Source organism: Demequina globuliformis (assembly GCF_000975155.1).
Lineage (GTDB): Bacteria > Actinomycetota > Actinomycetes > Actinomycetales > Demequinaceae > Demequina > Demequina globuliformis.
In genome coordinates, this window is record NZ_BBRG01000001.1 from 87,296 (window position 1) to 98,742 (window position 11,447).

Below are 11,447 nucleotides of genomic sequence, written 5' to 3' on the forward strand. Positions count from 1 at the left end.
GGTCAGCCTCGTAGCAGCGCCAGCGCGGATGCGAGGTCCTCGGGATATGGAGACGTCACTCGTACCTCATCGCCGTGGGCGGGATGCGCAAATGCCAGCTCCCGCGCATGCAGCCACTGCCGTGTGAGCCCCAAGCGCTTCGCCAAAGCAGGGTCAGCACCATAGGTGAGGTCGCCTACGAGCGTGTGACGCATGGCAGTCATGTGGACCCGGATCTGATGAGTGCGGCCCGTCTCCAGGTGCACTTCGACCAAGGAGGCTGCCGGGAACATTTCGAGCACCTCGTAGTGCGTGATCGAGGGCTTGCCGTCCTGCATCACCGCGAACTTCCAGTCCGACCGCGGGTGCCGGCCGATGGGGGCGTCGATGGTGCCTTCCGTGGGGTCCAAGTGGCCCTGCGCGACTGCGTGGTAGATCTTCTCCACGGTGCGTTCCTTGAAGGCGCGCTTCAGCGTCGTGTACGCGATGTCCGAGCGGGCCACCACCATCAAACCCGAGGTTCCTACATCCAGCCGGTGCACGATGCCTTGCCGCTCCGCGGGACCCAGCTGCGACACCGTCACGCCTGCCGACGCGAGCCCGCCCACCACGGTCGGTCCGGTCCAGCCTGGGCTGGGGTGCGCGGCGACACCGATGGGCTTGTCGACCACCACCACGTCATCGTCCTGGTAGGCGATCGTGAGGCCACCGGGAAACTCTGGCTCAGGGCCGGCCTCGCGCTCATCGGGGAGGTCGACGGCGAGAATGCCATCGGCCACACGGTCAGACTTTGCGAGCACCTTGCCGTCCAAGAGGACGGCGCCATCGGACAGCAGCTGCGCGGCTTTGGTGCGACTCACGCCAAGCATGCGCGACAGCGCGGCATCCGCGCGCTCGCCTACGACGGCATCGGGGACAGGGAGGTATCGGGTATCAGCCACGGTCCCCATTGTCCTGGGTCGCGGCGTCAGACGACGCATCGGAGTCGTCACCGTCGCGTGATCGCTCCTGAGAGGCAGCCTGGGCGCGGCCCGCCGGCGCCAACAATTCTGTCCCACGCATGCTCAGCACAAGCACCACGACCGCAACGCCCACGATGGCGATGTCAGCGACATTGCCCACAAACCAGTCGTTGTAGTTGATCATGTCAACGACGTGGCCTTGCCCAAAGCTCGGGTCGCGGAAGAGCCGGTCGATCAGGTTACCGACGGCGCCACCGAGTCCAATACCAAAGAGCGCGACAGCCAGAGTGGACTGTGCGCGCTTGGCGTACACAATGATGCCGACCGTGATGGCGAGCGCCACAAGGGTCAAGACCCACGTGAAGTTATCGCCAAGCGAGAATGCCGCGCCGGAGTTGAACACCAACTGGATCGACAGGAAGTCGCCCAGAACCTCGTGTTTCTCGTATGGCTCCAGGTTGTTCAAGGTCCACTGTTTGGTGGCTTGATCAACGAGAACGACCGCGAGGGCGACCAGCCAGAAGGCCGGTCGCCAGGTCAACGACGCTCCTCGCGCTGCTTGCACGTGACGCAGTGGGTGGCGCGCGGGAACGCCTGGAGGCGCGCCTTCCCGATGCCCTCGCCACACGACACGCAGGTGCCGTACGTCCCCTTCTGGACCCGACGCAGGGCATCAACGCTCTGCTCGAGCATGTCGCGCGTGTTGTTGACGATCGACATTTCCTGCTCGCGCTCGAGAGCGGACGAGCCGATGTCGGCCTGGTCGTCGCCGGCGCCTTCAGACGTGTGGAGCAACGCGTCCAGTTCGTCTTCCACACCACGGTATTCGGCGACGAGGCGCTCAACGTCGTCGTTCAGCGTGGTGACGATTGCGCGGAGCTCGGCGAGCTTCCACGAGTCGTCTCCCTCGCGCACTGCAAGCTTCTTGGCGTCGCCGGCCTTGAGTTCGGCCGGGTCGATCACGATAACCGTGACTTCTGTGCTGGACATGCCCATCCTCGTTTCGAGTAGTGACGCGAGACTAGTCCCCTTCGGACGGCTGCGCAAAGCGCCACGCCCCACACGTGAAAGCGGCGCCGTCACCGGAACAATCTCCGGTGACGGCGCCGCGTCACTTTTCGTGCGTACGCACGGTGGACTTACTTGGCGTCCTCGCCGTTGTCGGCCTGGAAGCGCGGGGTGTACTGCGAGGCACCCCACGGGGTCGTGGTCTCGTCGACACCACCTGCGCTGGGCGAGCTAGCGGGGCGAACCTGCGCCCACGGGCTCGGTGCGGGCTCCTCGGTCTCACCCTGCTCCTGCACCTCAGGCGCGGGCTCATTGGCACTGTCCTCAACGGCGTCGGTGGCCTCGTCCGATGCGGATGGTGCGGACACCACCGAGGTGTCGGCCGCAACCGCGTCGGCCGTGCCCTCGGCAGCGAAAGCCGAGGCAAACGGGACGCGCTCAGGCGTCGCGTCCTGAGCCGGAGCGTCGGCTGACCCGCTCGAGCCGTGATCGAGGTCACCCAGCAGGTTCTCGAGGTAGCCCTTGAGACGCGAGCGGTAGTCGCGCTCGAAGCGGCGCAGATCGTCGATCTTGCCCTCGAGCTCGGTGCGCTCGGAGGCGAGCTCGTCGAGGCGGCTCTTCGCGTCCGTCTCGGCCTGACCCACGATGGACTCGGCCTTGACCTTGGCCTCGTCGATCAGACGGTCGCGCTCTGCCTCGCCCGCGGAAACATAGTCATCGTGCAGCTTCTGCGCCATGGCAAGCATGCCGGTCGCAGTCGGCGGCGTGGGGTCAGTGGCCGCCTGCAAGAGGTTCTCGCTCTCGCTCGGCTCTGCGGTCGCGGCCGCAGGCGTCGCGGCCTGTCCGGCCTGCGCCTGAGCGAGACGCTGCGCGAGGTCGTCGCGCTCCGCAGTGAGTGCGGTCACCGTCTGTGCGACCTCGTCCAGAAAGTCGTCGACCTCGTCCTGGTCAAATCCTTCGCGGTACTTCGTCTTGGAGAACGCCTTATTCAGGACGTCCTCTGCAGTCAGCAGTGCCATGTGTCGACCACCTCGTGTCACGCCCGGGCCGCAGGTGCCGACCCAGACTGGTTGTACTTCACTTTATATACGTATCGGCACAAGCATGAGCCGGCCGAAGAAGATTCGCTACGTGAGCCTCATGATGACCTGGCTCAGCAGTCCGTCGACCACGATGCATCCGATGAACAGCACCAGGAATGCCAGGTCCAGCTGGACGCCACCCATGCGCAGCGGTGGGATCACGCCACGGAGCGCGCGCAACGGCGGGTCAGTCACCGTCAACACGGACTCAACGACCACGAGCATCACGCCCGAGGGCCTCCAGTCGCGGGAGAACACCATGACCCAGCTGATAATCATGCGCGCGAACAGCGTCAGCATGAACAGGTACAGCGCGAATTTCAGCGCGGCAAGAATGAAGACCACGCAGTGAGCCTAACGGAGTCAGTGCTCGTTGAAGAATTCGCTGTCGACGCGAGCCGGGGGCTCCTCGTCGATGCCAATCTCCACGTGCGCGGGCGACAGCAGGAACACTGCGGTCGTGACGCGCTCAATCGAGCCGTGCAGACCGAACGACAGACCGGCGGCAAAGTCGACAAGGCGCTTGGCGTCGCCGTCGGACATCTCGGTCAAGTTCATGATGACCGGAACGCCCTGGCGGAACGCTTCGCCGATCAAGCGAGCGTCGTTGTAGCTGCGGGGCTTGACGGTCTGGATGCGGCGCAGGTCGTTCTCCGACACCGACGAGGCCGCGCGTCGGTTCTCGTGACGCCCCCGGGCCTCCGCCTTTTCGCGCACGTCGGAGACGTCGTGCAAGTGCGTCACAGGAGCGAGCTCCTCGTCCGCGTAGTCATAGTCCTCGTGCTGCGACGTGTCGAAGCCGAGGTACTGGATCGCCTTGCGCATGGCGCTCATGGCCCGCTCCTTACCCGTGTCTGCCTGGTGGTTGCTCTCACGGTACGGCTGGCGCGAGCACCCATCCGGGAGCGACACGCCGCGCACCCTCAAGGGTGGACGATCACCCCGGCATGACGGCCGGTCACGCCGTCGCGTCGGTGCGAAAACAGGCTCTCGTCCTCCCGAGTGCACAGGGGCACTCGGACAATGGCGGTGACGCCCAATTCCCCGAGCCGCGTTTCCACTGCACGCGGCAGATCCAAGGCTGGCGTACCCCAGGACGTCGTCGAGAAGGCCGCTCGGTGGCGCGCTGACACCTGCTCGCGAAGGTCGTGCGGAACCTCGTAGCACCGACCACAGATCGCCGGGCCAATGGACGCACTAAGGGTGTCGGACGCAGCGGCTCTGCCACGCACATCGATGAGGGCCGCCATGGCGGCGTCGATGGCGCCTGCGTAGACGCCGGGGCGGCCCGCGTGAATCGCCGCCACAGCTCCGGATGCCGCGTCGTGGATCAGCACCGGGACACAATCCGCGGCGATGGCGCCAAGCGCTACACCCGGCGTGGTGCTGATCAGCACGTCCGCGGGCGGGGGCTCGGCGCCCACCTCAGTGACCCATGCGACCCTCACGCCGTGGGCTGCGTTGAGAAACGTCACGGGAGCCCCCGCGGCCTCGCTCACTACCCGCCGGTTGGCGACGACCGCTGTGGGGTCGTCGCCAACGTGGGTGGCGAGGTTGAGGCTCGCGTAAGGTTCCTGTGAATGCCCGCCGTCGCGCGTCGTGAAGAAGGCGCGGACCGGCAGACCCGCGTCGATCACGACTTAGCGCAGGAAGTCGGGGATATCGAGAGCATCGGCTTCGCGGGTGCGGGCCTTGCTCACGTCGATTGCGTCGGTCTCCGGAGCCGGCTCGTCCGCGTCGATCGCCTGCGGCACGGGGGCCGCAGCGGGTGCGGTTGACCGCTCGACCGGGGCTTCGACGGGTGCGGTCGCGGCGGCCTGAGGGGCAGGGGTCGCCCCTTCGATGCCGCCGAGTGCACCCTCGTGCTTGCGCACCGTGGGCTGCCCCCCATCGAAACCTGCGGCGATCACGGTGATGCGCAGCTCGTCACCGAGCGAGTCGTCGATGACGGTTCCAAAGATGATGTTGGCCTCGGGGTGGGCGGCCTCGCGCACCAAGCGCGCTGCGGTCTCTACTTCCTTGATTCCGAGGTTGGTACCTCCGGCGATCGACAGCAGCACACCGTGCGCGCCCTCAATCGACGCTTCCAGCAACGGCGAGGCGATGGCGCCCTCCGCGGCCTGGAGCGCGCGGCCTTCGCCGCGTGAGGAGGACACGCCCATGAGGGCCGTGCCCGCGTCCTTCATCACGGACTTCACGTCATTGAAGTCGACGTTGATGAGGCCGGGAGTGGTGATGAGGTCGGTGATGCCCTGGACTCCGCCTTGCAGCACCTGATCGGCGGCCGCGAACGCACCCAGGATGCTGAGTTCGGAATCGGAGATGTCGAGCAGGCGGTCATTCGGGATGACGATGAGGGTGTCGACCTCCTCGCGCAGGCGCTGAATGCCCGAGTCCGCCTGGTCGGCGCGGCGGCGACCTTCGAAACCGAATGGACGGGTCACCACGCCGACGGTCAGTGCGCCTAGGCCGCGTGCGATCTTGGCAACGACGGGCGCGCCGCCGGTGCCGGTTCCGCCGCCCTCGCCGGCGGTCACGAACACCATGTCCGCGCCCTTGAGCGCCTCGGCGATCTCGTCCTCGTGGTCCTCCGCCGCCTGGCGCCCCACCTCGGGGTCGGCGCCGGCGCCCAGGCCGCGGGTGAGTTCGCGACCGATGTCCAACTTGACGTCAGCATCAGACATGAGCAGCGCCTGAGCGTCAGTGTTGATCGCGATGAACTCGGCCCCCTTGAGGCCAACGTCGATCATGCGGTTGACGGCGTTCACGCCGCCGCCGCCCACGCCGACGACCTTGATGGCGGTGATGTAATTCTGCGGTGCGGCCATGAGCCCTCTCCCAACCTTAACCTTCTACTTGAAGGTTATAGTTATGTCAACTAGTTCCACCGATGACGGTACGGTCCGCCCCCGGCTTTGCCGTGCACCGCGCCGCGCGTGTCGCGTGTTGGAGCCCCACGCACTTGCCGTCTGCGCGCGAACGCGCCACAGTGGCACCCATGAGCGCAGGCGCGTCCCACGACCACCAGCCCGGCACTGGGCCTCACCTGCGCGGCGCACGCATCACCACCTACGTCCTCACCGGCATCGGCGCCATCGCGGCCCTCGCCTTCTATCCCCTGTTGCCGGACGCCATTCCCATTCACTGGGACGCCACGGGGACCGCGGACAGCTGGGGTTCGCCGGTCATGATCGTGGTGCTGGTCGCGCTGTGGGTCGGCATCGTGATCGGTGTCGACGCCCTCTCGCGGCGGCCTCACATCTTGAACTACCCCATGGAGGTCACGAAGGAGGCCGCACCGCGCCTGTATGCCTCTGCCACTCGCATGCTGGTGTGGATGAACGTGGGACTCACCGTGTTGTTCGGCTCGCTCGTCCTGCAGTCGTACGGGATCTCGGCGGCGGTCCTCACCGGGGCGGCCGCGCTCGCCATCCTCGTGGCACTCGCCGTGGGCCTCGTCCGCATGCTGCGGGTGCACACGCGCTAGTCGGTCGCGACGGTGGGCAAGGTGGGCGCGGACACGTCGATGACTGTCGCCCCCTCAGCTTCCTCGGAAGCGAGCAGCACCTCAAGGACATCGGCCTTCACTGCGGATGCCTCAACCGACCCCCACTCCACGCGCGGACCGTCACGCAGCACAAAGTGGATCGAGTCCTCCGTGTCTGCCTCAACGTTCTCGATGCTCTCGCGCAGCGCCACCGGAGTCTGCTCCAGGACTCCTAGCACGCCGGAGAGGATCCGCTCGTGCTCCTCTCCCACCGGCACCCGGACCACGGGCAAGTCGGCGGGCGCGTCCTCGGACTCCGACACCTGCTCCCCCGTCTGCGTCACCAGCGCGAATCCCTCGTCTGCTGGAATCGCGGCCACCGGCTCCGATGGCGTGAGGGTGACACGCAACCCCGTCGGCCAGACCTTTTCCACCTGCGCAGCACTCACCCCCACAATCTCGGTGAGCTGGTTCTCCATGTGCGAGGTATTCAAGGTGGCCAAGGCGACGCCGTCAAAGGCAGCCACGACGTCATCGACCTCGACCCGGTCCACGACGCTACCGAACCCTGACGCCTCGACCGCATCCGAGTCGAACTCGAGAAACGGCGACATCAGCACCACATACGCTGCGCCGGCTGCGGCGCCCGCAATGGCCAGCCGCTTGCTCCAGCGAATCGCGCGGACCCGCCGCTCGACCGAGCGCCGCTCCTTGAGACGCTCCTGCATGCGCAGAGTCACCACAGCGCTCGACAGTCGGGTGCTCACGCGGGCCCATGGAGTCCCGACCGTGGTCTGCTCCGCGGCTGCTGGCACCGTGCTCGGCGTCGGATCACCACCGCGCGTGCGCTTCAGCGACCGCGCCCACAGTCGCAACCGGCCCGCGCGGGGCGCGGCCTGAGCGGCTGGAGACGTCGTGGGTACCGCGCGTGAGGGGGCCGATGCGCCGGACGACGCGCGCGAGGAGCCCGCTGGTGTGGACGACGCACGTGGGGCGGCGGCCCGCTTGGCCGTCCGAGTGGCTCCCGTGGCCGGCCGCGCATCAGTGCGCGCCTGGGTAGTGCGCGGCTGACTGGAGCGCGCCTGAGTGGCGCGCGGCTTGGCGGGGCGAGGCGTCGAGGGTCGCTGGGCGGCTGGGCGCGCACTGCGCCCCTGCGGCTCCGAAGCACCGGTGCGGTGGCCCGAGGACCGCGTGGTCGAAGGGGCAGGCGGCCGCCCCGGCGCCTTTGGACGGCGCGCGTCAGCCATCGGTGGTCTCCCGCGCGCGCAGGGCCTCGAGAATCCACTCGGCCGCGTAGGTGACCGGGCCAGACCCGACAGTCAGCACAACATCGCCGCGGTGTGCACTGGCCACCGCCTGGTGGGCTGCCTCGCGCAGGTCTTCGACCACCACCGCACTCGACGAGGCCGGTACGGTCATGTGGCTCAGGATGCTGTCAGACGTCACCCCAGGAATGGGGTCTTCGCGATCCCCGTGCACGCCAGCGATGATGATGTGCGCATCCTCGATGGACAGGGCGTTCGCAAAGTTTGCCGCGTGCAACTGAGTGCGGCTAAACAGCGCGGGCTGGAACAGGACCACGAGGTGGCCGGCGCCGGCCGCGCGGGCTGCGCCGAGCAACGCTGCTACCTCAGTCGGGTGGTGGGCGTAGTCGTCAATGACGCGCACGCCGTCGGCTTCACCGCGGAACTGATAGCGCCGCCCCGTGCCTCCGAACGACTCCAAGGCGCGGGCTGCCTGGGTCGCGTCGGCCCCGCTCTCGACCGCAGCCGCCCATGCCGCGGCGGCGTTGAGCTTCATGTGGTCGCCCGGCACGGGCACGTGGACCTCGTAATCGACGCCGCCGCGCGACCATCCCGTGTCCGTGACAACCACGTCTGCGTCCGAACGTCCGTAGGACACGACGGTCACGCCAGCGCCCCGCGCGCGGCGCGCAATGGTCATGGCGGTCGGGTCGTCCGCGCACACCACGAGCACGCGGCAATCTGACGCGAATGTGGTGAAGGCCTCGTGGAGTCGCTCCACCGTCCCGTAGTGATCCAAATGGTCGGGTTCGACATTCAGCAGGATCGCCACGTCCGGGTGGTAGCGCAGGAACGAACCGTCCGACTCATCGGCCTCCACCACAGCGACATCAGACTCGCCCGCATAGCCACCGGCGACCGCGCCTTCAATACCGAACACGCGCGCACCGACAGCGAAGGACGCGTCGATACCTGAGCCGTGAAGGGCGTGCGACACCATCGCGGAGGTCGTGGTCTTTCCGTGAGACCCGGCCACCGCCACCAGTCTACGGTCGTCAAGGGCCCGTGCCAGAGCTTCGGAGCGGTGGACCACCTCGATCCCCCGCTCGCGGGCGCGCGCCAACTCGGGGTTTGTCTCGCGCACCGCCGTCGAGATCACGACCTGGTCCACATGCTCCACGTTGGCCGCATCGTGGCCGATCGTCACGTTCATCCCGGCGTCGCGGAGGGCCTCAAAGTAATGACTCACGCGCTGATCGCTGCCGGACACCTCGTGTCCGGCGGCAGCGGTCAGCCGTGCCACGGCGGACATCCCGGAACCGCCGACGCCAATAAAGTGCACGCGGCTCACAGCGCCTCCTCCACCAGGTCCGCCACACGCGCGGCACCGTCGATCATGGCGAACTCCGCGGCCGCCTCCTTCATGTCGTCGGCGTCCGGGCCACCAAGCAGCATCCGTTCGGCCCCCAACTCCAAGACCACCGGCGACAACTTCGCATCGTCAATCATGGTGGCGGCGCCCGCCTCGACGGCGGGAACGGCGTTGAGCGCTTGTTCGCCATTGCCGTGCGGCAATGGCACGTACATCGCTGGCAAACGCATCGCGGTGACCTCGGCCACCATCCCCGCGCCCGCACGGCACACCACGGCACCGGCCGCCGAATACACCGTCGCCATATCGTGGCTGTACTCGTCGACGCGGTACATGTCCCGGTGTGCAGCGGACAGATCGCCTTTGGCGCGCTCGGCTTCCTCCGATTTGCCGCGTCCCGTGATGTGCCACACGTGCACGCCGTGGTCCGTCAGGGTGGCAGCAGCCGCAGCAGTCGCTGCGTTGAGACTGGCGGCGCCTTGTGACCCTCCCGTCACAACGAGGACGGGGGCATCAGCTGGCCACCCGAGCGCCTCACGCGCTGCAGCGCGCACGTCTCCTGCCACAAGCGGATCGCTCAACGCATCTGCAAGTTCGCGGACATGGGGCATCAACGGCATGCCTGTCAGCACCCCGCCGCGAATGGGGGTGTCGGGCAAGGTGGTTCCCACGTGCGTGGCCCAGCGCGCTCCCAGCTTGTTGGCGAGGCCGGGGCGCGCGTTCGCCTCGTGAATGATGATCGGAATCTTGCGCCGGCGCGCGGCAAGGTAGCCGGGCGTCGAGACAAAACCACCAAAGCCCACCACCGCCTGCGCTCCGGTGGCGTCGATGGCATCCTCCGCGGCGCGCACTGCGGCGCGCAGTCGGCCAGGTAACCGGAACAAATCCGCTGAAGGCCGACGCGGCATGGGTACCCGCGGCACTACGTGCATCTCGACGCCGGCCCTCGGCACGAGGTCAGCCTCGAGCCCCTCTGCGGTGCCGAGCGCGGCGACCCGGTGACCGCGTTCGCGCAGTTCAAGCGCCGTCGCAAGCATGGGATTGACATGGCCGGCTGAGCCTCCGCCGGCGAGCAGCACGCTAGCCACGGCGGCCTCGAGACATGACGGCGACCGACCGGCGCAGCACGCTGGGTCGCGCCGCGAAGGCGGCCTCCGCCCCTGGCTCTCGGCGCGCGAACGCCATCAGGATGCCAATGGCAGCGAGCGACATGATCAAGGAGGATCCTCCGGCGGAAATCAAGGGCAGGGGCACGCCGGTGACCGGCAGCAGACCAATGACCACGGCGATGTTGACAAGGGCCTGGCCGACCAACCAGGCGCCCAGTGCGGCTGAGGTGATCTGAACAAACGGATCGGTGTGGCGCTGGACCAAACGGTTCACGGCCACTGCGAGCATGCCAAACGCGATCAACACCAACAAGGTGCCGAGGAGCCCAAATTCTTCGCCAATGATCGCGAAGGCAAAGTCGGAATCCGCGACGGGAAGGTACCCGCCCCACTTCTCGCGACTCATGCCTGGACCCAGGCCCCATAGTCCACCAGATGCCAGCGCCCACAGGCCGTGGATCGACTGCATGCCCACGCCTTGCGGGTCGGCCATGTCGGGGTTGAGCCACGCGTCAATGCGCGCCGACCGCGACTCGCCCACGGTTAACGACGCGGCGATCAGCGCCGCTGCGCCCAGCGCACCGATGCCAAAGTAGCGCTTGGGCGCGCCCGCGACCCAGAACGCGGCCGCCACCATCATCACGATGACGAGGGTGGTGCCGAGGTCCTGACCTAGCATCACCAGGCCAATCACGCCGAGCGACATCAGGCCGCCAGGCATCAGAATGCCTTTGAGTGTCGTGAGCTCTTTACGGAACTTCGCGAGCACCACGCCCAGGTAGAGAGCAATGCCCACCTTGGCCATCTCGGACGGCTGAAAACTCATGGGGCCCAGGCGGATCCAGTTGCGGTTACCGCCCACCGACTCACCCAGGAAGACGACGGCCACCAGCAGCGCCATCGAGGCGTACAGGATCCACGGTGCCGCACGTTTCCAGAACGCCAGGGGCATGCGGGAGCCGACGACGAGCGCGCTCAGGCCGAGCACAAGGGCGATGGCTTGGGTAACGAACAACGAGTAAGGCGAATTGTCGCCGTCGATGCGCAAAGCGGTCACCGAACTCGCGGACAGCACCACGGCAAGGCCCACCAGAACCAGGATCGTGGTGGCGGCGACGATGAGGTAGTAGGTCGCGACAGGTGAACCGGCGGGGTCGGCGGCTGAGGGGCGGCGTCGAGATGCCGTGGCCGTCATAGACGCCTC

The 11,447-nt window shown here is 67.4% G+C and carries 13 protein-coding genes; 1 reads left to right on the forward strand and 12 read right to left on the reverse strand.

All coding sequences use genetic code 11. The features are described 5' to 3' along the window. Positions 1–2: 2 nt before the first annotated feature. The 8 genes from AOP75_RS00385 to ftsZ form a co-directional block, all read right to left on the reverse strand. Positions 3–920 carry an RluA family pseudouridine synthase gene (locus AOP75_RS00385; protein WP_236683045.1) on the reverse strand — a complete coding sequence of 306 codons (918 nt, stop codon included), beginning with the start codon at positions 918–920 and terminating at the stop codon, positions 3–5. After that, positions 913–1,482, reverse strand: coding sequence for a signal peptidase II (lspA, locus tag AOP75_RS00390; RefSeq protein ID WP_152649888.1), 570 nt, complete (start codon positions 1,480–1,482; stop codon positions 913–915). The genes AOP75_RS00385 and lspA overlap by 8 nt, the downstream gene beginning before the upstream one ends. Continuing rightward, positions 1,479–1,931, reverse strand: coding sequence for a TraR/DksA family transcriptional regulator (locus tag AOP75_RS00395; RefSeq protein ID WP_062078242.1), 453 nt, complete (start codon positions 1,929–1,931; stop codon positions 1,479–1,481). The genes lspA and AOP75_RS00395 overlap by 4 nt, the downstream gene beginning before the upstream one ends. 149 nt (positions 1,932–2,080) lie before the next feature. After that, positions 2,081–2,968 (reverse strand): DivIVA domain-containing protein, encoded by an 888-nt coding sequence (locus AOP75_RS12980; protein ID WP_083966580.1) that lies wholly within the window; start codon positions 2,966–2,968, stop codon positions 2,081–2,083. A 108-nt stretch (positions 2,969–3,076) separates the two neighbouring features. Then, positions 3,077–3,376 carry a YggT family protein gene (locus tag AOP75_RS00405; protein WP_083966581.1) on the reverse strand — a complete coding sequence of 100 codons (300 nt, stop codon included), beginning with the start codon at positions 3,374–3,376 and terminating at the stop codon, positions 3,077–3,079. 18 nt (positions 3,377–3,394) lie between these two features. Beyond that, positions 3,395–3,865, reverse strand: a complete 471-nt coding sequence (locus AOP75_RS00410) for a cell division protein SepF (RefSeq protein WP_062076423.1) — start codon at positions 3,863–3,865, stop codon at positions 3,395–3,397. Positions 3,866–3,954: 89 nt separating this feature from the next. Next, complete coding sequence (gene pgeF / locus AOP75_RS00415) at positions 3,955–4,668, reverse strand: peptidoglycan editing factor PgeF (protein WP_062076424.1); 714 nt, start codon at positions 4,666–4,668, stop codon at positions 3,955–3,957. A gap of 3 nt (positions 4,669–4,671) precedes the next feature. Beyond that, positions 4,672–5,859 (reverse strand): cell division protein FtsZ, encoded by a 1,188-nt coding sequence (gene ftsZ, locus AOP75_RS00420; protein WP_062076425.1) that lies wholly within the window; start codon positions 5,857–5,859, stop codon positions 4,672–4,674. A gap of 170 nt (positions 5,860–6,029) precedes the next feature. Here ftsZ and AOP75_RS00425 point away from each other — a divergent pair, with 170 nt between their 5' ends. Then, positions 6,030–6,518 carry a DUF1648 domain-containing protein gene (locus AOP75_RS00425; RefSeq protein WP_161794511.1) on the forward strand — a complete coding sequence of 163 codons (489 nt, stop codon included), beginning with the start codon at positions 6,030–6,032 and terminating at the stop codon, positions 6,516–6,518. Here the strand turns inward: AOP75_RS00425 and AOP75_RS12585 are convergent. The 4 genes from AOP75_RS12585 to AOP75_RS00445 all read right to left on the reverse strand — a co-directional run bounded on the left by AOP75_RS12585 (position 6,515) and on the right by AOP75_RS00445 (position 11,438). Further along, positions 6,515–7,285 (reverse strand): cell division protein FtsQ/DivIB, encoded by a 771-nt coding sequence (locus AOP75_RS12585; RefSeq protein WP_161794512.1) that lies wholly within the window; start codon positions 7,283–7,285, stop codon positions 6,515–6,517. The two genes, AOP75_RS00425 and AOP75_RS12585, sit on opposite strands and share 4 nt — an antisense overlap. A 472-nt stretch (positions 7,286–7,757) precedes the next feature. Further along, complete coding sequence (gene murC / locus AOP75_RS00435; protein WP_062076428.1) at positions 7,758–9,113, reverse strand: UDP-N-acetylmuramate--L-alanine ligase; 1,356 nt, start codon at positions 9,111–9,113, stop codon at positions 7,758–7,760. Then, positions 9,110–10,222: a UDP-N-acetylglucosamine--N-acetylmuramyl-(pentapeptide) pyrophosphoryl-undecaprenol N-acetylglucosamine transferase gene (locus tag AOP75_RS00440; RefSeq protein WP_062076429.1), complete on the reverse strand. Its 1,113-nt coding sequence runs from the start codon at positions 10,220–10,222 to the stop codon at positions 9,110–9,112. Before AOP75_RS00440 ends, murC begins: the two co-directional genes overlap by 4 nt. After that, positions 10,215–11,438, reverse strand: coding sequence for an FtsW/RodA/SpoVE family cell cycle protein (locus tag AOP75_RS00445; protein WP_062076430.1), 1,224 nt, complete (start codon positions 11,436–11,438; stop codon positions 10,215–10,217). The genes AOP75_RS00440 and AOP75_RS00445 overlap by 8 nt, the downstream gene beginning before the upstream one ends. Positions 11,439–11,447 lie beyond the last annotated feature (9 nt).